Annotated in this window: 23 protein-coding genes and 1 CRISPR repeat array; of the genes, 20 read left to right on the top strand and 3 right to left on the bottom strand. The window is 34.0% G+C overall.

Going from position 1 to position 24,333, the window contains the following annotated elements; translation table 11 throughout:
• The first annotated feature begins 59 nt into the window (after positions 1-59).
• From cas12a to HNP77_RS03190, 7 genes are all read left to right on the top strand, one after another.
• Positions 60-4,169 carry a type V CRISPR-associated protein Cas12a/Cpf1 gene (cas12a, locus tag HNP77_RS03220; protein ID WP_184651713.1) on the top strand — a complete coding sequence of 1,370 codons (4,110 nt, stop codon included), beginning with the start codon at positions 60-62 and terminating at the stop codon, positions 4,167-4,169.
• Positions 4,156-5,034 carry a BRO-N domain-containing protein gene (locus HNP77_RS03215; protein WP_184651712.1) on the top strand — a complete coding sequence of 293 codons (879 nt, stop codon included), beginning with the start codon at positions 4,156-4,158 and terminating at the stop codon, positions 5,032-5,034. The genes cas12a and HNP77_RS03215 overlap by 14 nt, the downstream gene beginning before the upstream one ends.
• Positions 5,000-5,581, top strand: a complete 582-nt coding sequence (gene cas4 / locus HNP77_RS03210; RefSeq protein WP_184651711.1) for a type V CRISPR-associated protein Cas4 — start codon at positions 5,000-5,002, stop codon at positions 5,579-5,581. The genes HNP77_RS03215 and cas4 overlap by 35 nt, the downstream gene beginning before the upstream one ends.
• 18 nt (positions 5,582-5,599) lie before the next feature.
• On the top strand, positions 5,600-6,577 hold the full coding sequence (cas1, locus tag HNP77_RS03205; RefSeq protein WP_184651710.1) for a type V CRISPR-associated endonuclease Cas1: 978 nt from the start codon (positions 5,600-5,602) through the stop codon (positions 6,575-6,577).
• Positions 6,578-6,581: 4 nt separating this feature from the next.
• Positions 6,582-6,857 (top strand): CRISPR-associated endonuclease Cas2, encoded by a 276-nt coding sequence (gene cas2 / locus HNP77_RS03200; protein WP_184651709.1) that lies wholly within the window; start codon positions 6,582-6,584, stop codon positions 6,855-6,857.
• Between the two features lie 118 nt (positions 6,858-6,975).
• Positions 6,976-8,744: a CRISPR direct-repeat array (repeat unit 36 nt; unit sequence GTTTGAACTTCATATTAAATTTCTACTGTTGTAGAT).
• Between the two features lie 277 nt (positions 8,745-9,021).
• Positions 9,022-9,261 carry a DUF1653 domain-containing protein gene (locus HNP77_RS03195; protein WP_184651708.1) on the top strand — a complete coding sequence of 80 codons (240 nt, stop codon included), beginning with the start codon at positions 9,022-9,024 and terminating at the stop codon, positions 9,259-9,261.
• 72 nt (positions 9,262-9,333) lie between these two features.
• Positions 9,334-9,675, top strand: a complete 342-nt coding sequence (locus tag HNP77_RS03190) for a phenylpyruvate tautomerase MIF-related protein (RefSeq protein WP_184651707.1) — start codon at positions 9,334-9,336, stop codon at positions 9,673-9,675.
• 97 nt (positions 9,676-9,772) lie between these two features.
• Here HNP77_RS03190 and HNP77_RS03185 read toward each other — a convergent pair whose 3' ends face one another.
• Positions 9,773-10,759, bottom strand: a complete 987-nt coding sequence (locus HNP77_RS03185) for a helix-turn-helix transcriptional regulator (protein WP_221266509.1) — start codon at positions 10,757-10,759, stop codon at positions 9,773-9,775.
• Positions 10,760-10,865: 106 nt separating this feature from the next.
• Here HNP77_RS03185 and HNP77_RS03180 point away from each other — a divergent pair, with 106 nt between their 5' ends.
• From HNP77_RS03180 to HNP77_RS03155, 6 genes are all read left to right on the top strand, one after another.
• Positions 10,866-11,168 (top strand): hypothetical protein, encoded by a 303-nt coding sequence (locus tag HNP77_RS03180; RefSeq protein ID WP_184651706.1) that lies wholly within the window; start codon positions 10,866-10,868, stop codon positions 11,166-11,168.
• A 375-nt stretch (positions 11,169-11,543) separates the two neighbouring features.
• Positions 11,544-12,035, top strand: coding sequence for a hypothetical protein (locus HNP77_RS03175; RefSeq protein WP_184651705.1), 492 nt, complete (start codon positions 11,544-11,546; stop codon positions 12,033-12,035).
• An 85-nt stretch (positions 12,036-12,120) separates the two neighbouring features.
• Positions 12,121-13,386, top strand: a complete 1,266-nt coding sequence (locus HNP77_RS03170) for a DUF6361 family protein (RefSeq protein WP_184651704.1) — start codon at positions 12,121-12,123, stop codon at positions 13,384-13,386.
• Positions 13,379-15,274, top strand: a complete 1,896-nt coding sequence (locus tag HNP77_RS03165) for a phospholipase D-like domain-containing protein (RefSeq protein ID WP_184651703.1) — start codon at positions 13,379-13,381, stop codon at positions 15,272-15,274. The genes HNP77_RS03170 and HNP77_RS03165 overlap by 8 nt, the downstream gene beginning before the upstream one ends.
• Before the next feature lie 5 nt (positions 15,275-15,279).
• The gene (locus HNP77_RS03160; protein ID WP_184651702.1) at positions 15,280-18,738 is read left to right on the top strand and encodes a DEAD/DEAH box helicase; all 3,459 of its coding nucleotides are present in this window, start codon (positions 15,280-15,282) and stop codon (positions 18,736-18,738) included.
• Between the two features lie 42 nt (positions 18,739-18,780).
• Complete coding sequence (locus HNP77_RS03155; RefSeq protein ID WP_184651701.1) at positions 18,781-19,035, top strand: hypothetical protein; 255 nt, start codon at positions 18,781-18,783, stop codon at positions 19,033-19,035.
• 91 nt (positions 19,036-19,126) lie between these two features.
• Here the strand turns inward: HNP77_RS03155 and HNP77_RS03150 are convergent, their stop codons facing one another.
• A complete protein-coding gene (locus HNP77_RS03150; RefSeq protein WP_184651700.1) occupies positions 19,127-19,603 on the bottom strand; it encodes a very short patch repair endonuclease in 477 nt (158 codons plus the stop codon).
• Between the two features lie 206 nt (positions 19,604-19,809).
• Here HNP77_RS03150 and HNP77_RS12340 point away from each other — a divergent pair, with 206 nt between their 5' ends.
• Both HNP77_RS12340 and HNP77_RS03140 read left to right on the top strand, forming a co-directional pair.
• A complete protein-coding gene (locus HNP77_RS12340; RefSeq protein ID WP_184651699.1) occupies positions 19,810-20,019 on the top strand; it encodes a helix-turn-helix domain-containing protein in 210 nt (69 codons plus the stop codon).
• A complete protein-coding gene (locus HNP77_RS03140) occupies positions 20,016-20,453 on the top strand; it encodes a 2-thiouracil desulfurase family protein (RefSeq protein ID WP_184651698.1) in 438 nt (145 codons plus the stop codon). Before HNP77_RS12340 ends, HNP77_RS03140 begins: the two co-directional genes overlap by 4 nt.
• A 30-nt stretch (positions 20,454-20,483) precedes the next feature.
• On the opposite strand, the gene HNP77_RS03135 is transcribed toward HNP77_RS03140, so the two are convergent.
• Positions 20,484-21,218, bottom strand: coding sequence for an ATP-binding protein (locus tag HNP77_RS03135; RefSeq protein ID WP_184651697.1), 735 nt, complete (start codon positions 21,216-21,218; stop codon positions 20,484-20,486).
• A gap of 97 nt (positions 21,219-21,315) precedes the next feature.
• Here HNP77_RS03135 and HNP77_RS03130 point away from each other — a divergent pair, with 97 nt between their 5' ends.
• The 5 genes from HNP77_RS03130 (at position 21,316) to HNP77_RS03110 (ending at position 24,291) form a co-directional block, all read left to right on the top strand.
• Positions 21,316-21,972: a Crp/Fnr family transcriptional regulator gene (locus HNP77_RS03130; RefSeq protein ID WP_184651696.1), complete on the top strand. Its 657-nt coding sequence runs from the start codon at positions 21,316-21,318 to the stop codon at positions 21,970-21,972.
• 167 nt (positions 21,973-22,139) lie between these two features.
• Complete coding sequence (locus tag HNP77_RS03125) at positions 22,140-22,412, top strand: hypothetical protein (RefSeq protein ID WP_184651695.1); 273 nt, start codon at positions 22,140-22,142, stop codon at positions 22,410-22,412.
• The gene (locus tag HNP77_RS03120) at positions 22,396-22,548 is read left to right on the top strand and encodes a DUF4160 domain-containing protein (RefSeq protein WP_184651694.1); all 153 of its coding nucleotides are present in this window, start codon (positions 22,396-22,398) and stop codon (positions 22,546-22,548) included. Before HNP77_RS03125 ends, HNP77_RS03120 begins: the two co-directional genes overlap by 17 nt.
• Before the next feature lies 1 nt (position 22,549).
• A complete protein-coding gene (locus tag HNP77_RS03115) occupies positions 22,550-23,146 on the top strand; it encodes a M48 family metallopeptidase (RefSeq protein WP_246428844.1) in 597 nt (198 codons plus the stop codon).
• Positions 23,147-23,274: 128 nt separating this feature from the next.
• Positions 23,275-24,291, top strand: a complete 1,017-nt coding sequence (locus tag HNP77_RS03110; RefSeq protein ID WP_184651693.1) for a DUF72 domain-containing protein — start codon at positions 23,275-23,277, stop codon at positions 24,289-24,291.
• Positions 24,292-24,333 lie beyond the last annotated feature (42 nt).

Raw genomic sequence — 24,333 nt, 5'->3', positions numbered from 1 at the left:
TTATTTGACACTTTTATATGATATAATAAATCAATATTTTAGTTGGAGGAGCTATTTTTATGGAAAAAACAATGGATGATTTTACAAATCTTTATAGTCTTTCAAAAACCTTACGTTTTGAATTGAAACCAATTGCCGAGACAAAAGAAAATATTGAAAAAGGAAAATTTCTTGAATCAGACAAAAAGAAAGCAGCAGATTATAAAGCTGTAAAAAAGATAATTGACAATTATCATAAGTATTTCATAGATGATGTTTTAAAAAATGCCTCCTTTACCTGGACAAAACTTGAAGAAGCAATAAAAGAATATAATAAAAATCGAAATGATGATTCTGTCGTAGAAAATGAGCAGAAAAAATTAAGAGAAGAAATACTAAAATTATTTACATCAGATAAGAGATATAAAGCACTTACAGCGGCAACTCCAAAAGATTTATTTGATACAATTTTACCAGAGTGGTTTGGAGAAAATTCTAATCCAGACTTAAATAAGACTGCCCTGAAAACTTTTCAAAAGTTCACTTCGTATTTTACAGGCTTTCAGGAAAACAGAAAAAATGTATATTCAGCAGAGCCAATTCCAACAGCGGTTCCTTACCGAATTGTAAACGATAATTTCCCAAAATTTTTACAGAATATTTCTATTTTCAAAACTATTCAGGAAAAATGTCCTCAGGTAATTGATGATGTAGAAAAAGAACTTTCATCATATTTAGGTAAAGAAAAACTTGCTGATATTTTTACTCTGGAATCGTTTAATAAATATTTAGGTCAGGGTGGAAAAGAAAATCAGCGTGGAATAGACTTTTATAATCAGATTATTGGTGGGATTGCGGAAAAAGAAGGTGAACAGAATCTTAGAGGAATTAATCAGTTTTTAAACCTTTACTGGCAACAGAATCCAGAGTTTGCAAAAGAAAACCGCAGAATAAAGATGGTTCCTCTGTATAAACAGATACTTAGTGACCGTTCAAGTCTTTCATTTAAAATTGAAAGTATTGAAAACGATGAAGAATTAAAAATTGCCCTTTTAGAATGTGCAGATAAACTAGAAGGAAAAAATGAAGAAAAGAAATCTGTTTTTGAAGATACTTGTGATTTATTTGAATCTTTGAAAAATCAAAATTTACAGGAAATTTATATCAACAGAAAAGATATAAAAACCGTTTCAAGAATTCTTACTGGTGACTGGTCATGGCTTCAGACCCGTATGAATGTTTATGCGGAGGAGAAGTTTACAACAAAGGCAGAAAAAGCCCGCTGGCAAAAATCTTTAGATGATGAAGGGGAGAATAAATCTAAGGGATTCTATAGCCTTGCAGAATTAAATAAAGTTCTTGAATATTCGAGCGAAAATGTTACAGAAACAGATATTCGTATAACTGATTATTTTGAACACAGATGCAGATACTATATAGAAAAAGAAAGTGAAAGGTTTGTTCAGGGAAGTGAATTAATTGCTCTTTCTATAAAAGAAATGTGTGATGATATCCAGACAAAAAGAAAAGGAATGGATAGAGTTTTAGAAAATCTTTCAGATGAAAAACTCTTGAAAGAAAAAACTGAGGATATTGCCGTAATAAAAAATTATCTTGTTGCAGTTCAGAATTTACTCCATAGAATAAAACCGCTTAAAGTAAACGGTGTGGGAGATTCTTCTTTCTATGCTATTTATGATTCGATTTATTCTGCATTAAGCGAAGTTATTTCTGTTTATAACAAGACCAGAAATTACATTACAAAAAAGGCTGCCAGTCCTGAAAAGTATAAGTTGAATTTTGATAATCCGACTTTAGCTGACGGATGGGATTTGAATAAAGAACAGGCAAATACTTCTGTATTATTGAGAAAAGACGGAATGTATTATCTGGGAATTATGAATCCTAAAAATAAGCCAAAATTTGCAGAAAAATACGAAGTTGCTGATGGGCAGTCTTGTTATGAAAAGATGATTTATAAACAGTTTGATGCTACTAAACAAATTCCTAAGTGTTCTACACAAAAGAAAGAAGTTCAAAAGTACTTTTTATCAGGTGCGACAGAGCCTTATATTTTAAATGATAAAAAATCGTTTAAATCAGAATTGATTATTACAAAAGATATTTGGTTCATGAATAATCATGTTTGGAATGGGGAAAAGTTTGTTCCTAAGCGAGATAATGAAACCCGTCCTAAAAAATTTCAAATTGGTTATTTTAAACAGACAGGAGATTTTGATGGATACAAAAATGCTTTAAGCAAATGGATATCTTTTTGTAAAGAGTTTTTACAATCATATATAAGTTCTACTGTATATGATTATAATTTCAAGAAATCGGATGAATATGAAGGTCTGGATGATTTTTATAACTACTTAAATGCGACTTGTTACAAACTCACTTTCATAAACATTCCAGAATCAGAAATCGAAAAAATGGTTTCAGAAGGTAAGCTCTATCTTTTCCAGATTTACAACAAGGATTTTGCACCAGGGGCAAACGGAAGACCTAATATGCATACTCTTTATTGGAAAAATCTTTTTAGCGATGAAAATCTTAAGAATGTTTGCCTTAAACTTAATGGAGAAGCAGAACTTTTTTATCGTCCAGCGGGAATTAAGGATCCGGTTGTTCACAAAGAAGGTTCATACCTTGTAAACAGAACTACAGAAGATGGTGAATCAATTCCTGAAAAAATTTATTTAGAGATTTATAAAAATGCAAATGGAAAACTAGATTCACTTTCTGATGAAGCAAAATCTTACAAGGAAAATCACAAAATTGTAATAAAGAAGGCTTCACACGAAATTATAAAAGATCGTCATTATACAGAGGCAAAATTCCTTTTCCATGTTCCGATTACAATCAACTTTAAGGCTTCTGGAAATTCATTCTCTATAAATGAAAATGTCCGCAGATTCCTTAAGAATAATCCGGATGTGAATATCATAGGATTGGATCGTGGAGAACGTCATCTTATTTATCTTTCCCTCATAAATCAGAAGGGAGAAATTTTAAAGCAGTTTACTTTTAATGAAGTAGAACGAGATAAAAATGGTCAGACAGTAAAAGTAAACTACCATGAAAAACTCGACCAGAGGGAAAAGGAAAGAGATTCGGCAAGAAAGAGCTGGCAGACAGTCGGAAAAATTGCTGAACTCAAGGAAGGTTATCTATCTGCTGTAATTCATCAGCTTACAAAACTTATGGTTGAATATAATGCCATTGTAGTTATGGAGGATTTGAACTTTGGATTTAAGCGGGGTCGTTTCCATGTTGAAAAGCAGGTTTACCAGAAATTTGAGCACATGCTTATTGATAAATTGAATTATCTGGTATTTAAAGATAGAGGTTTAAATGAGCCGAGTGGTGTTTTAAACGGATATCAGCTTACAGGTCAGTTCGAAAGTTTCCAGAAGCTTGGAAAACAGTCCGGAATGCTCTTTTATGTTCCAGCCGGTTATACTTCAAAAATTGATCCAAAGACAGGATTTGTCAGCATGATGAACTTTAAAGATTTGACTAATGTTCATAAAAAACGGAATTTTTTCAGTAATTTTAATGATATTCATTTTGATGATGCAACAGGCTCTTTTGTATTCACATTCGATTATAAAAATTATGACGGTAAAGCAAAAGAAGAAATGAAGCAGACAAAATGGTCTGTATATTCTAGAGATAAGAGAATTGTATATTTTCCAAAAGTAAAATCTTATGAGGATATTCAGCCAACAGAAAAACTAAAAGCTTTGTTTGAAACTGCAGGAATAGATTATAAATCTGGTAATCCAATCCTTGATTCTATAATGACAATTGGTGCAGATCTTAAAGAAGGTGCTAAGCCATCAAAAGAAATTGCAGAATTCTGGGATGGACTTTTGTATAACTTCAAACTTATTTTGCAAATGCGTAATTCAAATGCACGAACAGGTGAGGATTACATTATATCTCCGGTAATGGCAGATACCGGAACTTTCTTTGATTCGCGGGAAGAATTAAAAAAAGGGGAAGACGCAAAATTACCTTTAGATGCAGATGCAAACGGAGCTTATCATATTGCACTTAAAGGTTTGGAGTTGATTAATAAAATAAATCTTACTGATGAAAATGAACTTAAAAAAATGAAAATATCAATAAGCAATGCCGACTGGTTCCAGTTTGCTCAGGAGAAAAACTATGCAAAAGGATGAAAATAAGTCTCATCAGCAGATTAAACTTTTTGAAGACAGCAAAATTCGTTCTGTTTGGGATGAAAAAGAAGAGCAGTGGTATTTTTCAGTTGTTGATGTAGTTGCTGTTCTTACAGAAAGTGTAAATTCTAGAGATTACTGGTTCAAGATGAAAAAACGTGTCCATTCGGAAGACGGAATTGAGTTGTCGACAATTTGTCGACAACTGAAAATGAAATCTGCAGACGGAAAGTTTTATAATACAGATGCAGCAAATGTAAAAGCTCTTCTACGTATAATTCAGTCAATTCCTTCTCCAAAGGCAGAACCTTTTAAGCAATGGCTTGCTCAAGTTGGATATGAACGTATTCTGGAAATTGAAAATCCAGAACTTGCTCAGGAAAGAATGAAAGAACTCTATGAAAAAAAAGGTTATTCAAAAGACTGGATAGACAAGAGGCTCCGGGGAATTGCAATCAGACAGAATCTGACTGATGAATGGAAAGAGCGGGGAATAACAAAAGAAAAAGATTATGCAATTTTAACTGCTGAAATATCAAAAGCAACTTTTGGGTTAACTCCAAGTGAATACAAAACTGTAAAGGGACTTACAAAAAAAAATCAGAACCTTCGTGATCACATGTCTGATCTGGAACTGATTTTTACCATGCTGGGTGAACGGGTAACGACAGAAATCAGCCAGCAGGAAAAACCAGATTCCTTTGATAAAAACAAAAAAGTTGCCCGCCGGGGAGGGAAAGTTGCAGGAATTGCCCGAAAAGAAACAGAAAAAGAATTGGGACATTCTATAATTTCAAATGAAAACTATCTTGATTTGGAAGGTGACCAAGATGGAACTTTACCTGAAAATCAGTTATCTGAATGATTTTATCTTTTGTCCTCTTTCCATTTACTATCATCAGCTTTACGGTGACCTTTCAGAACGAATGTATTATGGAAGCGCCCAGCTGAATGGAAAAGCGGCTCATGCTGCTATAGATGAACAACGTTATTCAACCCACAAAAATATTTTGCAGGGAATGGATATTTACTCCAGCAAATATAACTTATGCGGAAAGATAGATCTGTTCGACACAGCAAAAGGTTTATTGACTGAGCGAAAAAAACATATTGAAACAGTTTATGACGGATATGTTTTTCAGCTGTATGCTCAGTGTTTTTGCCTTCGAGAAATGGGATATACCGTAAAACTCATGCGTTTTTATTCAAGTGATGATAATAAAATCTATCCAATTAATCTTCCTGAAGCAAATGAAGAAATGTTTGAAAAATTTAAGGCGACTAATAAAGCAATGCAGACTTTCAACCCAAACTCTTATGAACCAAAAACAGCCGTAAAATGCCGCCATTGCATATACAATGATTTTTGTGACAGACCTTTAGCTCCAAAAGTATATTGTGAAGGTTTCTAGGTACAAAGGAGAAAGCCTATGATGAGTACAAGGGATTTTGAGTTTAAACAGATTGCCTTTGTCTTTACTGATGAAGGAGAAAAAATCAGTTTCAAAAATGATAATATTGTCATCACTGATGCAGACGGCAATATAAAGCATCAATCAACCTGCTACAGACTCTTCATACTTTTTATCTGCGGAAACTACTGTCTTACTACAGGACTGCTTGAGCGTTCTAAAAAATTTGGATTTTCCATTGTTTTTATGACGCCAAATCTTCGTGTTACTGCAATGCTTCCTTCAAAAGCAGAAGGAAATGTTCTGCTTAGAAAAAAACAGTATGAATATGATAAAACGGAAATTGCATCTCATGTAATTTCAAATAAGATTCATAATCAATGTGCTTTACTAAAGAAAAAGAGACAAAAATCAGAAGAAGAAAAAGAAGTTATAAAAAAGCTGGAACAGTTTGAAAATGATGTGCTTAAGTCGGATTTAAGTGGTCAGGAAATTATGGGAATAGAAGGAATCAGTGCAAAACTATATTTTAAATCTTTATTCACGGATTATAATTGGAAAAGCAGACAACCGCGTACTAAGTGTGATATGACAAATACTCTTATGGATATTGGTTACACGATTTTATTTAATATTGTAAATGCACTTCTGGAAATGTATGGTTTTGACGTATACGCAGGAATTTTACACACACAGTTTTTTCATCGTAAATCTCTCGTTTGTGATCTAGAGGAACCTTTTCGTCCTATTGTGGATGCTGCAATTTTAAAAGCTTTAAACTTAGGACAGGTGAGTGAAAAAGATTTCTGGAAAAATCAGAATCAATATATTTTACCATGGAAAAATTCAAAGAAATATGTAGAAGTGATTCTAAATGCGATTATGGAATACAAAAATGAAATTTTTATATATCTACAATCTTATTACCGTGCTTTTATGAGAAATCGAGCTATAAAAGATTTTCCTGTTTTTAACATGTACAGCGAGGAGGAATAAAACAATGCTTTTAATCAGTTATGACATAAGTAATGATAAAATTCGAACTAAATTCTCAAAATATCTTTCAAAATTCGGATTTCGTCTGCAATATTCTGTTTTTGAAATTACCAACAGTGATACAGTGCTAAAAAATATAGAAGCAGAAATTCAGAATACTTACATGAAGACCTTTACAGAAGAAGATTCTATCATTATATTTAACTTATCAGAAACATGTAAGAAAACATGTTATGGTTATGCCAGAAATGAAGAAAAAGAAGTATTCATAATTGGCTAGCAGTTGCAAACCTTAGGTCTTACTGGAGAATTTGATGAAAAAATTGCTTTTTTTATCAATTTTGGCCGCATTATATGCGATAAACAGCAAGATACAGTACTGTTGTACATCAATAAGGGTTTGAACTTCATATTAAATTTCTACTGTTGTAGATAAGATTTGTTTCTACCTGCTGAACAAGTTTGAACTTCATATTAAATTTCTACTGTTGTAGATTCTAATGACATTGACGACAAATGTGCGTTTGAACTTCATATTAAATTTCTACTGTTGTAGATAATAATGCGGTCGAGGTAAACTATGGTTTGAACTTCATATTAAATTTCTACTGTTGTAGATTCATAAGACTGCTGGAAGAATTCTTGTTTGAACTTCATATTAAATTTCTACTGTTGTAGATATGAGCAGCTGACGGACTTCTTTTTTGTTTGAACTTCATATTAAATTTCTACTGTTGTAGATCATTTATTGAGTGTTGCGTAGTCTTGTTTGAACTTCATATTAAATTTCTACTGTTGTAGATATAAGGATGTTACTGTTCCTTCATTGTTTGAACTTCATATTAAATTTCTACTGTTGTAGATAGTGAAAAATGTGTTGACAAAGTTATTGTTTGAACTTCATATTAAATTTCTACTGTTGTAGATTATCAATATGTTGAAGGATATGTATCTGTTTGAACTTCATATTAAATTTCTACTGTTGTAGATATAATCGCCATCACACATTGACAAAGTTTGAACTTCATATTAAATTTCTACTGTTGTAGATAGAAACTCCAAATTCATCCGAATAGAGTTTGAACTTCATATTAAATTTCTACTGTTGTAGATCGGTCAAAAAGAATCTTGATTATTGCGTTTGAACTTCATATTAAATTTCTACTGTTGTAGATATGTATAAATCAATAGTATCACCAGAGTTTGAACTTCATATTAAATTTCTACTGTTGTAGATAAACCTGTTGTTTCTGTGTCAAAACAGTTTGAACTTCATATTAAATTTCTACTGTTGTAGATCTTCCTTCTAAAAATGCCCTCAGACGGTTTGAACTTCATATTAAATTTCTACTGTTGTAGATGGGGATTGAAAAGTTATGAGCAGGTAGTTTGAACTTCATATTAAATTTCTACTGTTGTAGATAGTTATATAATCCGATTACGCAAGAGAGTTTGAACTTCATATTAAATTTCTACTGTTGTAGATTGCAGACTAATAAACGGGGTAGGGAAGTTTGAACTTCATATTAAATTTCTACTGTTGTAGATTTCTGAGCGATAGGATTCAGAAGATGTTTGAACTTCATATTAAATTTCTACTGTTGTAGATAAGTTCCTTCTAATTATACCGGAAAGGTTTGAACTTCATATTAAATTTCTACTGTTGTAGATCAGTGCCAATACTTGACACTGTATTTTGTTTGAACTTCATATTAAATTTCTACTGTTGTAGATAGTTTTTTTTGCAGAAGAACTTGAAGGTTTGAACTTCATATTAAATTTCTACTGTTGTAGATCAGCTGATAATCTGTCCGTCGTCATCGTTTGAACTTCATATTAAATTTCTACTGTTGTAGATAATGTCTTTTACCGCACCATTGCCAGGTTTGAACTTCATATTAAATTTCTACTGTTGTAGATAGGGTGCGATTTCCGGAGCCGTAAAGGTTTGAACTTCATATTAAATTTCTACTGTTGTAGATTTGTCGTCCATATCGTGTCGTAGTTGTTTGAACTTCATATTAAATTTCTACTGTTGTAGATCTTTCGCCTTTTCTGTACTCGATTATAGTTTGAACTTCATATTAAATTTCTACTGTTGTAGATTTTATAAAGTCATGTGCCTGCATTAGTTTGAACTTCATATTAAATTTCTACTGTTAAACACGCAGATATAATACTATAATAAAAAAGCAAAGTTAATTTTATATACTTGAACACTATAATAACTTGTGGTGTGACCGGAGGAATGAAATATCACTGGTGTATGAAATGGAAATTTAACTGACGGACAAGCGATAGTAAGGGCGAGCGTAAGCGAGTTGCGGAACAGAGTGGAGCAATGAAGCCGCGTAAGACGGCGAAACCCTGAATAGCGCGGTTTTTGCCGGCGGCAAAAATGGCCCCGTATAAAAAATATTTTCAAAAAAAGAAGGTGAAGTTTTATGGAAAAACGGGAAGTGAAAATTCACGGAATCTACAGACATTTTAAAAACAAGTTTTATATTGTGGAAGATGTCGCTTTTCATTCGGAGACGAAAGAGGAGTATGTGGTTTACCGCAGGCTTTACGGAGATAATTCGCTCTGGATTCGGGAAAAGGGTATGTTTTTAAGTGAAGTTGATCACGAGAAATATCCGGATGTAAAACAGAAGTGGCGTTTTGAGCTGGTAGAAAATCTGTAAGTTGTGTCAGATTTCGGTTTTATCTGATATAATCAGCACAGGACACTGTAAAAAAAATTCAGGAGGAATTGTATGCCAATGATTGAAGCAAAGGTAACCATGGAGCTGCCTGCAGAAAAAAGAGATGTACTGAAAGCTGAGTTTGGAAAGGCTATCAGCATTATGGGAAAACCGGAATCATACCTTATGATTAATCTGGTCGATAAACAGGATCTGTACTTTGGCGGAAAAAGACTTGATAAAGGTGCATATGTTGAAGTTAAAGTTCTCGGAAACATTGACGGGGGAGCAGGCAACAGAATGACTGCAAAGCTGTGCGAGATTCTGGAGAAGGAACTGGGAATTCCCGGAAATTCCGTTTATGTTTCTTACTGGGGAACGGCCAGCTGGGGATGGAACGGCGGGAATTTTTAGGATTCAGATACAAAGTCCGGCAGAAAAGAATATGACAGAAAATGTCGTAAACTGAACTGCCTGCCGTTTACCCTTGCTGCAGTCAGCAGTCAGAAATTTAAATTCTCTTCATCATCTTTTTAAGTTTTTCTTTGTAAAGTTTCTTAAGCTCCGGCGGATTTAAAATCTGAACGGAATCTGCAAAATGAAGTACCCAGTAAAGCGTTTCCTGAATCTGATTTGATTCAAAACTCAAATAAACAGAACCGTCTTCATTCTGATGACATTCCTGATTTTTGTGCCAGGTTCGCTCCAGGACATAAGTGTTGATGGATTTATCAAAAAGAAGTTCTATTTTCTGCATCGGTGCATCGTTGTTCCAGATTCCAAAGTTCGGGTCTATGTGAACCTTTCTGTCATAATCCTGGTCCGGCGTAAACTCTTTTAGAAAAACGATATTCTTCATTCTGGAAAGGTTATAGGTGTTGAATTTTTCGTGACTGTGGGAATAGGCAATAACATACCAGTCACCTTTCTGACAGTAGATTTTGTACGGATCAATATCTGAATGAGGAATATGTTCTGTGCTGCTAAGATTCCTGTAACCAAAACTGATGGACTTGTGAGTCTTTATTGCTTCAAACAGCTTCTTAAAAACCTCAGGTTCGATATTCGGAAGAGGATCAGCGATAAACTGAACATCATTCAGAAGTGAAGACTGGACCTGCACCTGGTTCGGCAGCATCTGGGAAATAGTATTATAAACTTTTGAAATTGTATCTTTCAGCGGCGTATTGTCGTATCGTTCCAGAAGCGGAAGAATTCCTGCCATAGCAACAAGTTCTCCTTCGCTTACCAGTACATTTTTTACAAAGAAAGTTTCATCAGTATAATAATAGCCCTTGTGAAGCCGGTCATATTCAATCGGCGCATTGTAATAAAGTTTTAGTTCATCAATATCACGGAGGACAGTGCGGCGTGAAACTTCCAGTTCTTTTACCAGACGTTCTACACCAGGGTATGGAATAGACTGAATTGCTTTTTCAAGCTGCAGAAGCCTCAGGGATTTTACATGACTTTCTCTGGATTTTTTTTCTTTTCTCATGGAAATATTTTATCATGGAATTTTGCCAGAATCAAATCATAATGCCGTTTATTGACACTATTGCATGTTAAACTGTAAATCATAAAGCTGCAAAAGGGGGCTTAACATGAAGACAATTGATGGAAATTATGTAGTTTGTGGTTTCTCAGGAAAGAGATGCTACACAGAACGTGAAGCAGGTCTTGTGATAAACGGTTGCAAGCGGCATGTCTATGTCGGAAATCGCCGCTGGGCAAAATCAGCACACGGCAATTCCAAATCAATTCCCCGCCGTAAGTATTACTGCAAGAACTGCGGTTTCTATCATGTAACCCACTTGGCTTTGTATGATATGGATTCTCAGAATTATGCCTGGGAAGCTGTTTTTTACAGAGAATACGAAAGAAGACAAAAACGCGTTTATGCTTAACGAACGTGTGGTTCAAACAAAATGTTATGTTTTACAGATAGTATAGAGAATATGAGCGTAACAATGATTGAGAAGTTTTACAGTTTCTAATTAAAAAATAATTACCCTGTCGTATTATTTACTACAGGGGGTGTATTAAAATTATTTTAGTATGAAATTAGCAATATTTTAATTTCAAGTCCTATAATAATAGAGGTTAATATGAGTTCAATAACAATACAACAGATAAAAATCAGGATTACAATTTGGATATTATCTTTGCTATACCCGAGATGAAAAAGTTAAAGTTGGGAATGTTATTTTACAGAAAGAATTACCGGGAATAAATCTATAAAATTTAGAGTAAGAGCAATTAGAAAGAAGAAGGATTAAATTATGAAATTATATTTAGATATGGATGGAACTATTGTTGATTTTGTCTCACAAGTGAACAAATATAACTTTTGGCGTACAGATAAAGAAAACAAAGTTGATTGGAAAAAAGTTAAAGCAATGGGACCACGTTTTTGGGAAGAAATGGACTGGATGCCAGATGCAGGCAAATATTTTGAATGGCTTTATAATTGGAAAAAAGAAAAAGTTATTGAATTATACATTTTAAGCTCAATTGATTTTGAAGATGGTAAAAAAGGAAAAATGCGATGGATACAAAAGAATACACATTTTCCGATGGAGAATGTAATCTTCGTTGAAAATCCAGAAGACAAGGCAAAATATGCTTCTTCAGATTCATGGTTATTAGACGATAGAAAAAAATCTCTAGATCCATTTAAGAAAGCTGGTGGTAATATTTTTGAATTCAGAGGAAATTGGCCAGAAATATTTGATGAAATTGAAAACATTATTAGAGTCTTAAAAGAAATCTAAGCTATATTGAATTGTAGCTTGTATGAATTAAGACCACAGAAGAATAAAGTCGTGGTATAATAACAAAGTTGGAGAATATTAAAAAATGCAACTCGGATGGATTGATTTTTCAAAAGAAGATAAAAGTAATGCAATGAATATAATTCATTCATTAAATGAGCCTGGTGTATTAGATGAATTAGGGTTTGGTGCTATAAGGAATGCATTTGCAAATGATTTTTTTCCAGGCACATCGACACTTCATACTCGTTCAAAATATTTTTATTTAATTCCTTACATGCTTTTCGAGTTTCAGAAAAAATATGCAGAGGGTAAAGAGATTGCACATGGGAATCCAGCTGCATTCATTAAGAAAATCCGTAAAGACATTGATGATGAAGAAAAGAAAACCAAGAATTTACTGATGAAGGTTGCTAAAGATAGTAGTGAAATAGAAGGTGTTATTGGTTCATCAAAGGATGATGAAAAATATTGGGTCGAACGAACACCAATTGTAATCTATTGGTCAGGATTAAGAACTTTTGGTTTTTTCGAAAATTCAAAATATTCTACTAATTATACATATTCTGAATTATTAGCAGATTTTTACAGAATTGCTCAAAACAAGAGTAATTCAAAATCAGCTGCAACAGATTCTTTTGATGAACAGAACGATTCAGACGCAGGAGGTTCAGTTTATTATCCTATAAGTAAGGACTTTCATAATCCCAAATGGAGGGATAACATTAATATTGGTCTAACAAAAAAGGAAGCAAAAGATTTAAGAAAAAGAATAATCTCTAATGAAAATTCCAAGAATAGTTTATTAGCCTTTATCTTAAAGGAAGATCTTAATTTGAAAAATCTATCTTTTAAGGATTTTACAGAAGCATATAAAACACGCTTTCCTGCAGAGATTAAAGAAAAGCTGGATTTGGCAAATGCAGTAAATGAATTTTATTATCTTATTATGCTTCGCTATAACTATCTTCTTGCAAAAGCAGACTTTGAAAATTGTAATATTGATGTAAGAAAACAATGGGAAGAAATAGAACCTCTAATTTCGCAAATATGTACTAATTTCAATCTTGAAAAGACTTTTCTTGTAATGAAGATTCAAAACAAGAATCTGAGGGATTTTCTTAGAAATTTAAAAACAGAACTACCTAAAGCAAGTGCAACAGGAGATTATTCTGTAGTTGATTTATTAATTACAAACAGAGAAAAATCCCTTAAAACTACAAGAGCAAAAATCAATCATCCAGATAAATATGATGTAAAAAAATTACTTACATATGAACGTTTTGACTATCGTTTTAATAATGTTCAGAAACATGTACAGGATATTCAGGAGGGGGAAAACAATGCTTAATCCCAGAAATAAATCAGAGCATCTTATTTATGGTGACATTTTAACACCTCCATCAGATTTTCCTGTTTTAGAAAAAGCTATAGCAACAACATACTCTCTGGATATTTCTGCATTAGTATCGTGTATGGTTCCTTTAGCATTTTCAGATGATGTAAACAGTCGCTTATTTCAGAATAAAGTAAGTACATTAACAGCATTACGAAATCTTTCTGAAAAACTTGTTGTATTTTGTGATCCGGGACAAATAAAAACCTTAAAAACAAGAAATCAGGAATTTGCCATTCTTCTTGAGAAAATGATTATTCCTGTAATGTTAAAACAAATTGGAGACATATATCCGTCTTTTCATCCAAAAATGTGGCTTCTTCAGTTTTCAAACGAGAAAAAGGAACACTCTTATCGTTTAATCGTTCTTAGTCGAAATATTTCTTATGACCGCTGCTATGATATCTCTTTGGTTCTAGAAAGTTTTACTGAACGAAGAGGAAAAGGAGCGACAGAACGAAGTTTTAAGAAAACAAGGGCAATATTGGATTATTTGCTTTATTTGAAAACAGTATCTGAAATATCTCAAGAACAATTAAAAATCATAGATGAACTAATAAAAGATATGGAAAATGAACAAGTAGGATTTAGTATTGATAATCCTATTTTTGATGAAGATGACTGGGATATCTATCCTTTTTATGAAAACACTTTCCGTAAAGATGGCAAATTATTTGAGAAAACGATTTTAAATAATAAAGAAGGATATAAAAAGATACTTGTTATGTCTCCCTTCTTATCAAAAGAAACTTTAACTTCTCTTCAAAAGGCTTTGTTAAAAAAGAATTCAACAGAAAAACGGATAAAACTAATTACAAGGCAGGACTCTATTAACGGAATAGATACAGACAAGTTATCTGATATCGATTTTTATGTACTTAATCCTAATGCAATTACTGGAGAAACTTCAAAAATAAATGATGATCTTGAAGTAGAACAAGAGGAACAAAATAAAGAAAGTATTTCCAATGAAGAAAAACTCCACGATATTCATGCAAAAATCTTTCTCACTGAATCAAAAGATGAAAAAGAATTATTTATTGGGTCAGCAAATGCAACAAATTCTGCTTTCAAATGGAATAATGAATTATTGATTAGATTAGGAACTTCACACAGCTCTATGACAGTAGATAAATTCTTTAAGAATTTAAATACAGAAAAAGAGAATATGTTTGTACCAGCAGAATTGCACGTGGCAGAATCTGAAGATTCAAAAAATCAGAAAGATATAGAATCAGCTGTTAGAAAGATTTCGCATATCAAAGCAAAAGGAAATGTTATTAAGGTAGAGGATAAATATTCTATTAAGATAAATTTTGATTCAAATCCTCAAATTGATGGTATAAAAATAATGATTAGTCCAATTTCAACTCAAATCTTTAAGGAAATAACATCAGAAATCTTGTTTGAAAATTTGGAGGTTTCAAATATATCTGAATTCTATGTATTATCAGCAGAAAAAAAAGATAGTAACGGTGCTATTCGCATAGAACGTCTTATTAAAATTCCTACAGATAATATTCCTTATGATGAAAGAGACAGTCTTCTTATAAATCAGATTATTAAAGACAAAGAATCTTTTACAGAATATGTAACTTTATTATTAAGTTCAGATTCTATTTCAACTCAATTGGAATTGAATGATTTAAGACAAACATCATCGGCTTGGAAGATAACTAATACGCAAATGCCTCTATATGAAACTTTATTAAAGGCAAGCGTTTCTAATCCTCAGGCAGTATTAAGTTTGCAGAAAGACCTAGAACTTATAAAAAATCCAGAAGTAATAAGTGAAGATTTTAAGCAGCTTTATAATGAATTCAAGCAGGCTATTTCGGAGTAGGTATTATGACAAAGTTTCAGAAAGAAATGCAGGATAAAATTCAATTAATAAATACAGTTGAAGAACAAACTTATAATTCGTTGAAGGATTTTCAAAAGGCAACGGTATCTCGCATAGATTTTCATTATAGGAATAAAATAAAACCTCAGAATAGAATTCTAGTTGCAGATGAAGTTGGCATGGGGAAAACCATGATAGCTAAGGGAACAATTGCCAAAGTTGCCAAAATTAGATTAGAAGAAGAGGATCCCCTTTTTAAGGTAGTGTATATATGTTCAAATCAGGCTATTGCAAAACAAAATATTAAAACTCTGGATATTTTAAATACAAATCCTCAGGTAGAAGATACAAGACTATCAATGCAGCACTTAAGTGTTATGCAATCAGAAACAAAACCCGAAGTTTTAGATAAATATATTCAATTAATTCCATTAACACCTGGAACATCGTTTGAAACTTCAGGTGGTGGTAATGTAAATGAAAGGGCATTGATTTATGCAACTTTATTATATGCAGAAGAGTTTAGTGAATATAAATTTAATCACGAATTAGGAAAATTATTAATGCTCTCGTGCTCTCCAAAGACATGGCGTAATCAAGTCACGAAAAAAAAGGAGGCATTGAAAGAAGTCCTTAAAGATTATAAAAAATCTGATTTTAGATTAGATAATTGTAAATATAAAAAAAATTATCCGTACTCAATTATTGCTGAGCTTCGTAAAGATAAAATAGAAATTGATTCCAAAACTGAAAATCTATTTGATGTAATATTACGAACAGTAAAGCTAATAAATAAGAATCATTGTCAATTACGCTCCAAGTGTTCTAAATGTGCAGACAAGAATAAGTGTTATCGTATTCAGATTATTACTGCTCTTAGAAAAGCATTTGCTCGAATAAGCACAGACATGCTCAATCCTGATTTAATTATAATGGATGAATTCCAGCGATTTAATACTCTTATTCAAATTGATAATGATAGTGATGCAGGTATGTTGGCGCAAAGATTCCTGCAAGAGCATTATGAAGACGAAAAAACGCGAACAAGAGTTCTTTTGTTATCAGCCACACCATATAAACTTTTTTCAACAATGGAAGAACTGAATGATGGCTCAGATGATGACCCCTATAAAGAGTTTTTTACGGTAATGGATTTCTTATTTGAAAAAAACAAAGAAGAATTCCAAAAAGTATGGAAAGAATATTCAGATGCTTTGCAAACTGCGCAGGCAAATGGTTTTGAATTACTTGTAAACAGAAAAGAAATCGCGGAAAATGAAATGTACAAAGGCGTATGTCGTACAGAGCGACTGTCTGTTATGTCTGGTGAAGATTTCATTGATGTAAAAGGTGTTAAGCCAGAAGAATATCTTAAAGTTACAAAAGAAGACATACAGTCTTATATACAGGCTCAAACATTAATAATGGAATGTGGTAAATCCCAGAATGTTCCAGTTGATTACATAAAAAGTTGCCCATACATTATGTCTTTTATGGAAAATTATGTTTTGAAGAAAAATATAAAGGAAGCCTGTGAAAATGAAGAAAAAAATATTGAAGCAGCAAACAAACCTTTACTTTGGCTAAAGAAGAAGCAAATTGAAAACTATGAAGAGCTTCCAGAAGTTAATGCTCGTTTAAAAATGTTAAAAGAAGAAGTATTTGAACAATCTGCTGAAATGCTTTTATGGTGTCCTCCAACTAAACCATATTATGAGCTTGATGGAGCCTTTAAAAATATAAAAAACTTTTCTAAAACTCTAGTATTTTCATCATGGGAAATGGTGCCTAAAATGATTAGTACATTAGTTTCTTATGAAGAAGAAAGAAAAATCCGTTCATGGAAAAAAGAGAATGAAAAAAAGTATTCAGCATTCAGTAAACATACAGGCAGATTAAAACTGGAAATTGAAAAGTTAGGAGGCAAACAACTCTTTTCGGAATTATATCCATCAAATTATTTGGCATCGATATACAATCCTATCGAATGTCTGAATTCAAATAAAACAATTAATGAAATAAAAGGTGAATTAAAGTCTATTATCTCTGAACGCTTGAATACTTTAAAATCATATGAATCAACTGGAGATAGTAATGACTGGTATGTTGCGGTGCTTTTTCTTTTAGATTCAAAAGAATATGTGAATGACTGGCTAAGTACAATAAATGCTTCTATACAAGATATAGAAATTGAAGAATCAGATGATGAACCTGATGAAATTATAGATGATTTTGATGAAGGCTCTGATGAACCTGAAAAAGATTCTTCTGAAGATATATCAGATTCTAACAAAGAAAAAAAGGATTCTGATAAGCGATATAAAAACTGCATAGCAAAAGTTGAAAAACTCTTTAATAATATGAATCTTGGTAAACAACCAGAAGATTTAAGTGATTTTTTGGTAAACGTTGCCATGGGGTCATTCTCAACTTGTTACTACCGTTCTTGTAAGAATTTCAGACCTTATTCAGATAGTAACAGAGAGCTTATAAAGACTCCATCGTATAATGCTACAGAATTTGGCCGTGCTTTCATCAGGAATTTTAATACTCCAGAAGCAATGGAAGTATTAGATTATGTAGATCAAAGTAACGAAGAAGACGATACAGGAAATTATTTGAGCAGAGTATATAGGTACTGTATTAATGGCTGTTTCCAAGGAATGCTGGATGAATATATACATCTAATGTATCGAGGAAAAGATAATTTTCAGGAAGATATTATCAAGAACCTAAATATGCTTGATACAGCAACTTATGAAATTGATACTTTTGAAGCATTTAAAAAAGAAGTTACGGGTAAAGATAAGTTTAGAGATTCAAGAATTAAAATGCGTTCTCATTTTGCCGTATGTTTTTCAAAATCTACAGATAAAGGAACTGGTGACCGTAAAGAAAATCTTCGTAACGCATTCAATTCTCCTTTGAGGCCTTTTGTTTTGGCCTCTACTTCAATCGGACAGGAAGGACTTGATTTCCATAATTATTGCAGAAAAATTATGCACTGGAACCTTCCAAGCAATCCGGTAGATTTGGAACAACGAGAAGGAAGAATAAATAGATATAAATGTCTTTCTATCCGTCAAAATGTTGTAGAACTTCATGGGAACCTTATCTTTAATAAAGATAAAACTGTTTGGGATCAAATGTTTGAAGAAGCCAAAGAAAAAGAAAATGGTGGAAACTTCTCAGAACTTATTCCATTCTGGGTTTTTGGTAAAAATCAAAAAATAAAGATAGAACGCATAGTTCCAATTTATCCTATGAGTTCAGATATTACTCGTTATGAACGTTTGATAAAGATTTTATCATTGTATCGTATGACTTTAGGTCAGCCTCGGCAGGAAGAGCTATTGGAATATGTCTTCTCAAATTGTGATGATTCAGAAATACAAAAAATGAAAGATTTGTTTATTAATTTGAGTCCTTGGAGTAAAGAAAATAAAAATAGTGCCGTTCAGTGACACCACAACATGTTACAATATCTAAAAATGGGAGTTACATATATGAAACTGTTTTATAGTCCTTCATTTTCAGGGTTTGTTTATACGGATTCTTCACGGCTTATGTTTAATGAAAGGCTTGTAGATACAGCGGCTCTTGTGGAAGATATAAAGCTTCATGCTGGCTTAAGTACCGAGCACAAAGAAGACATTGAACGTACTGTTGATTATTACAAGGCCATGAAGACTTTACTGAATTCGTGCAAAGATGATAGGAACAACGGTACAAGAAAAACTGTAACTTTATATTTGCTTTGATTTAAAAATGATTCGACTAAGGAAGTTTGAAAAGCTCAAGTCTGTTGCAGTAATCATACTAATAGTAGTGATGCTTAAAACTGATTTAAGCTTAAAGAGAGGCCTGTAAAGGAATCTCCTTAATTTCAAGAAAAGGCTCCTCTGGTTCTTCTAACCACTGAATAATCTGGTCTTTGACAGATTCAATTTTCTGTCTGGAGTTTTTACCTCGTATGGCGCATTCCCATACAAAGCAAACCCTCCAGCATTGTTCCTGGTAATATTTGAGGTTGTCTGCATCCCGCTTTTTGTTGGATTCAAATTTCTTTTTCCAGAATTCCTGATTGGATTTTGGAAAAACAAAATAACGGCAGCCTTCGTGAGCGTGCCAGAAGCAGCCGTTTATGAAAACTACTGCATAGTATCGGGGGAAGATAAGGTCAGGTTTTCCAGGATAGCGTTTATCACAGATACGATAACGTAAACCGGCCTTAAATAAAGCAGAACGAATCTGTTTTTCGGGTTTAGTGTTCTTAGAACGGATATGAGACATATTTTTATGGCGGTTTTCAGGACTAAGGACATCCATATTATAAATATTATAACTTATAAAGCTTACTATAAAAAGAACCGGTTGTATAAATCATTGTTATGAGAGTTTATATAGAAATGAAATTATTGCTCAGAAATATATAAAACTGTGGTATAATAAAATTTATTAAAAAGAGGATTACTTAATATGAACGAAGATATCACTAAGCAAATCGAAATACAGTAAATGAGGTTACTCCAAAGGTGACTGTAAACGTTACTGTAAAATTCACTGCAAATCAGAAAAAGATTCTTGAAGAAATAAAGAAAAAACCGTTTGTAACACAGGAAAAATTAGCAGAGATTATTGGTATTACTCGCAAGAGCATAATTGAGAATATGAAGAAACTTCAGAATCAAAAAATTATTAAACGAGTTGGTGCCGACAAAAACGGGCATTGGGAAATTATATGAAAGTAATAGTCAGCGCCTGTCTTGCCGGGGACAACTGCAAATATAACGGCGGAAACAACCTCGATCAGAAAATGATGGAGTTTCTCCAGGCTCACGAAATAATAAAAGTCTGCCCTGAAGTTTTAGGCGGACTGCCAACCCCACGTCCTTCTGCAGAAATTGTAGACGGCAACGTTATGAACACTGAAGGGAAAAACATCACAAAAGAGTTTACCCTCGGTGCTCAAAAAGCTTTTAAAACTGTACAGAAAGAAAATCCTGATTTGATTATTCTCCAGAGTCGAAGTCCTTCATGTGGGATTAAGCAGATCTATGACGGGACTTTCTCTGGTAAGAAAATCCCTGGACATGGACTTTTTGCAAATCTCTGCATTAAGGCCGGATACAAGGTGCTGGATATTGAAGATATTGATGACTATTTATCACACAATTAAGTTATTGTGATGCACAAAGAGTAACAGACATTATTCCAAAATCTCACCATCCCGGCTGATTACAACAATTCGCCAGGGAAGGAATTTTCCACTTGCTTTAAGGGCATCTGTTGCAGCACGTTCAAGTCCTCCGCAGCAGGGAACTTCCATTCTCACAATAGTAAGGCTTTTTATATTGTTCTGACTTATAATCGCTGTAAGCTTTTCTGTGTAGTCGCCTTCATCTAGTTTTGGACAGCCGACGAGCGTAATGTGATTCTTGATAAAATCCCTATGGAAAGCAGCGTATGCATAGGCTGTACAGTCAGCGGCAATCAGAAGATTTGCATTTTCATAAAAAGGTGCCTGAACAGGAAGCAGTTTGATTTGAACCGGCCACTGCATCAGTTCGCTTTGTACTGATGTTTTCGCTGAGGGTTCATTTTCTGAGACTGAGGCCTGAGATCGATTAAACGTATGCATTGCACTTCCAGGGCAGCCTCCGGAATGAGGATGTGGCATCGGACTTTCCTCCTGCTGCCGGGCAAGAATCTGCTTTCGCATTTCAACTGCCTGCGGATTATATTCTGCACTTTCCCTCTCTTCAATTGTAATTGCACCTGCAGGGCAGGCCGGAAGACAGTCTCCAAATCCATCACAAAAATCATCACGTAAAAGATGAGCCTTTCCATTTTCCATAACAATTGCATTTTCGTGGCAGGCAGAAGCACATAAACCACAGCCAGTGCATTTTTCCTCATCAATCTTAACAATCTTTCTAATCATAATTAACCTCGATTCAATCTTTTTTATGGATTTAATTTATCAGTATGAGGTTAAAAAGAATGTTGTTAAAACAACAAAAATCAAATAAACTAAAAATATGAATATCCTTGAACTGATTAAACATCCTCTTTTTACCGGCCTTGATGAAAAAAGCCTGCCAGAGGCATTAAAGCTTTTTGAAAGTTCAGAAAAGTCTCTAAAGAAAGGGGAGTGTATTTTTAAATCAGGAAGCATAACAGAAGTAATGGGCTTTGTACTTGAAGGACGAATTCAAATAGAAAGCACAGATTATTGGGGAAATAAAACTATTATTGATAATCTTGGAAGCGGAAAGGTTTTCGGAGAGACTTATGCCTTAACAGGCAAACCTTTGATGGTAGATGTTGTTGCTGTTGAAGATTCCAAGATTATGCTCTTAAAACCTAAAAAGCTTTTTTTACAGGATGACAATAAAATCAATTCAATTTTGCTTCAAAATATTCTGCAGATCAGCATGAATAAAAATCTTCATCTTTCACAGCGGATCTTTCATACAAATGCTAAGACAATCAGAGGAAGACTTCTGGCATATCTTTCATCCTGCCTGCCTGCAAAAAGCCCCCATGCAGAATTTGATATTCCTTATGACAGGCAGCAACTTGCAGATTATTTACAGGTAGACCGTTCTGCTTTAAGTGCCGAACTCAGCAAAATGAAAACTGACGGCCTGATTGATTACTGGAAAAATCATTTTAGACTTTTACATCTGGATTAGATTCACCAAATTTTTACATACGAAAAAACAGATGAAGAACTGAAACATACAGCTGAATTATGAATGAAAATTAGCTACCGCGACCATGTTGTAACAAAAGAACTCGGGGACATTGCTAATGACTCTATTAAGTTCCTGTGTTATAATTATCAATGGGAGGCAAGTATATGAAATATCCTTTTCTTACATTAGATGATGAAACAGAAATTGTACACTCAGAAATGCTTCCAGACGGAAAAGTAGAAGTTTATATTGAAAAGCCAGATGAAAAAGACTGTTTTCATAACGCATCTTGTTTTATTCCCGGCTACAAATGGAAAAATATAAACGGCTTTACCGATGATGAAATAAAAAAATATCAGGAAATAATAGAATCAACAGCTCATTTAATTTTGAATTTTGCCCAGAAAGGTGGTTTCGAAAATGCCTCAGGTTTTTAAGATTGGTTCTTACTGGGTATATTTCTGGGCAGATGAAAATGAACCTCTTGAACCAATTCATGTTCATGTTGCACAAGGCAAGCCTGAAAAAAACGCAACAAAAATCTGGATTACAAAGTCCGTAAGAAATTCGTAAAATGAAAATAACCTACGTAATCCAGAAATCACGACGACGATCAATGAGTATCCAGGTGGCAGATGACAGAAAAATCATCGTAAAAGTGCCGCTTGGAACGCCGACATTTGTTGCAGAAAACTTTATCCGCGAAAAAAAGGACTGGATTACAAAGCAGATCGAAAAGGTTGAAAAGCAGTCGAAACTGGCTGACTTCATGGGCCCTCTCACAGAAGAAGACATCAGACAAATCAAGAAAAAGGCGAGGGTAATAATTCCGCAAAGGGTAGAGTACTACGCCAAAATGGCAGACATTTCCTACAACCGCATCTTTATCCGCCTGCAGAAGTCACGCTGGGGAAGTTGTTCTGTAGACGGGAATCTCAATTTCAACTGTCTTCTGGTACTGATGCCGCCGGAAATTCTTGATAGTGTAGTAGTGCACGAACTCTGCCACCGCCACCACATGAATCACTCAAAAGAATTTTATGATGAAGTACTGCGGATTTTCCCGGATTATAAACGCTGCAATAAGTGGCTCAAGCAGAACGGGGGAGTTTATTTTAAGAGAATTGAAAACTTTGGATTTGAATGCCATTCAAACGCTCTAGCCAGATGAACTACACTGCATCAACGATTCCTCCTACGAAGATTAATACATTAATTGTGTTTTCCATAATAAAACCCTTTTTTTTCGATGTTATGACTCTATTATAAACTGGTAAAGTATCATATAATCCGGAATAATTGTTTAAAGAAGATAAAATGTTCCCCGTCTTAATCGGTACCAGCGGATACGATTACCCTGAATGGAAGGGTGTTTTCTATCCCCAGGATTTAAAACGTAAAGATTTTCTCAGTTACTACGCCACACAGTTCAATGCCCTGGAACTGAACAGTACGTTTTACAACATGCCCACGGCAGAACGGCTTTATTCATTTTACCAGCGGAGTGAAGGCAGAATCCAGTTCAGCATAAAGGCAAACAGGCTTCTGACCCACGAAACAGATTCAACCTGGCAGACCACCGCTGAAGATTTCAAAACCGCTTTAATTCCGCTGGAGCAGAAAGGCTGTCTTTCTGCAGTGCTGTTCCAGATGCCGGAGAGTTTTCATTACACCAGAGATAACCGCATTTACCTTGCAAACTTGATTCAAAAGTTTGAAGGCTTTCCGGTGATGATAGAATTCCGTCACAAGGAATGGATAAAGGACAGCGTTTTTGAAGGGCTCGAAAAACGGAATGCAGGAATCGTGTTCTGTGACATGCCCCGGCTTAAAAACCTTCCGGATGGAACGCTGACAAAAACTCCCTTTATTGGAAACAAGGCTTATCTCCGGCTTCACGGGCGGAATGCCAGTGCCTGGTATGCGCATGCGCCAAAGGCGCAAACGTCAATAGTTTCCACTCATGCAAACGGCGCGAAAGCGACGTATGCGCATGCGCCGAAGGCGCAAACGTCAATAATTTCCACTCATGCAAACGGAGCGAAAGCGATGTATGCGCATGCGCCGAAGGCGCAAACGTCAATAATTTCCACTCATGCAAACGGCGCGAAAGCGACGTCTGCAGCAGGTGAATCTCCTGGCGGCAGTGCCCGATATTGCTATGATTATTCGGAAAATGAATTGACTCAGTTTGTTCCCATAATAAATGCGGCAGTACGGGAAGGGAAAAAAGTTCAGGTATACTTTAACAATCATCCCAACGGCAGTGGGGCTAAAAACGGACTGAAACTGAAAGAAATGATTTTAAAACATTAAAGCTATATTCAAACTGATGAGTTATGTAAAATTTTGTGACAG

This window comes from Treponema rectale (assembly GCF_014202035.1).
GTDB lineage: Bacteria > Spirochaetota > Spirochaetia > Treponematales > Treponemataceae > Treponema_D > Treponema_D rectale.
Note: the sequence above shows the minus strand (reverse complement) of the source record. Positions and strands in the feature narration are given on the sequence as shown.